The sequence below is a fragment of the Agrobacterium sp. LY4 genome, assembly GCF_001526585.1.
GTDB classification, from domain to species: Bacteria; Pseudomonadota; Alphaproteobacteria; order Rhizobiales; family Rhizobiaceae; genus Agrobacterium; species Agrobacterium leguminum.
The window spans coordinates 1-314 of the sequence record NZ_ASYA01000051.1 but is presented as its reverse complement, the minus strand read 5'-3'; the positions used below and the strand labels follow the sequence as shown (position 1 = coordinate 314).

The 314-nt window shown below is 66.6% G+C and carries 1 protein-coding gene; it reads left to right on the top strand.

Annotated elements, in window-relative coordinates; translation table 11 throughout:
- A partial coding sequence (locus L904_RS23500) for a sugar phosphate nucleotidyltransferase (RefSeq protein WP_245289729.1) occupies positions 1-314 on the top strand: 314 nt, incomplete at both ends.

The window sequence follows — 314 nt, the reverse complement described above, 5'->3', positions numbered from 1 at the left end:
GAGGATTTCCGTTTCTTCGCCCGCCGTCAGGCCGAAGAGATCGATCTGCGGGCAACCGTGGTGCTGGAGCCCGCCCGCCGCGACAGCGCCGCCGCCATGGCTGCCGCCGCCGTGCTGGCCGAGCGCCGTGAGCCCGGATGCCTGGTGCTGGCGCTTGCCGCCGACCATGTTGTGCTCGATGCCGACAAGTTCTCCGACGCCGTGAAACTCGGCGCAAAAGCCGCCGATCAGGGCAATATTGTCGTCTTCGGCCTGGTGCCGACCGAACCGCGCACCTCCTACGGTTATATCAAGCCGGGTGATGCGATCGATGG